The 1,237-nt window shown below is 35.9% G+C and carries 1 protein-coding gene; it reads right to left on the bottom strand.

Translation table 11 applies throughout. From position 1 onward, the window contains the following. Nucleotides 1-47 precede the first annotated feature (47 nt). Complete coding sequence (locus I6E40_RS10575; protein WP_235387224.1) at nucleotides 48-971, bottom strand: transglutaminase-like domain-containing protein; 924 nt, start codon at nucleotides 969-971, stop codon at nucleotides 48-50. Nucleotides 972-1,237 lie beyond the last annotated feature (266 nt).

Genomic DNA, 1,237 nt, shown 5'->3' on the forward strand with positions numbered 1-1,237 from the left:
GCCCCCTTTTTACTAACGATGCAGATTATTTTCGCTTCTGTATCATATTAGGCGCGTAGTTGCGGATTTGAGGTGTCATTGATAATCGTAAATCTTTCGTTCTGATGAAGTTTGATTCTAAACTCATAAAACTCTCCAATTTGAAGAGGGTTTGTTCTTGGATAATCTTCTAATGCTAGTATACTTATTCCCGAACTATAGAATTTGGGGAAATTCGAGGTATGATTCATTGCTGCTTCATAAGCATCTTTGACATCTAACTCATAATCTAAGTATGCTTCATCAATGACAGATAATGATTTGAATTCATCAATTGATATGGGGTCGTCAAGAAGTTGATATTCTTCTTCCTTAGGATAGTGACGAAGAATCATCCATCTTGGATCAACATTGAACCAATGCCAACAATTCTTACTCCGTGTAAAATTTCTACTATCAACACTTCCTGCGCCCCATGTGGGATCCATCAAAATGCCATGGTTCTTCCGTGTGTAAGCAAAAATCCAGGCATGCCCTTCCTCACTGAAATGGCCCTCACTATCACGCGAATTACCTGATATGATTTCTGATTTTACGCCTACTGCCTTCGCAAGATAATAGAACAATTCACAATAGGCTAAACAAACACCTTTCCTCTCGTCATAACACTCGTCTGCATGATAAATTCTATAATCGGTGTCATATTCTATGTTATCACACAACCACTTGTAGATTGCTCTAATTTTCTCATAATCCGAGTTACAATCTTGCGTGATAGATTCTGCAAGAGTCGTAAAGTCATAATGGGATTCATGAACTTTTATATCTTCATCATTCTTAGGCTTTTTGTAATAGTCCTTATAATTAAGACTTGTTTCTTCAAAGCACTCAGAATACAAGAATAGCAGTCCACCCAAAACAAAACCTACACAAATAAGAGAGGTTACAATCTTTATAAAATAATCTAACAGTTGCGATATTTTCTTCCGCATGCTTTTATCAATACTTAGTTAATTATACATTTAATCGTCTAAAATTCAATGAGTTGCATTAACGACATATAACCAATAAAATTTGGTCAAGTGCCTGACTCTCAGTAACTTAGTAGTCTCTTACATTACTTAGTTATGAAGAAAATTTCAGAAGCACTCGACCAATATACGGGCATATGCAAGGAGGCCATATTGACTTCCGCTGTAAAGTTAAGCAAACGTTTTGAGAAAGTCATCATCGAGGTACTACTTTTATACATGGTTAT

The sequence above is a fragment of the Prevotellamassilia timonensis genome (genome assembly GCF_021531665.1).
In the GTDB taxonomy this organism is placed as follows: domain Bacteria; phylum Bacteroidota; class Bacteroidia; order Bacteroidales; family Bacteroidaceae; genus Alloprevotella.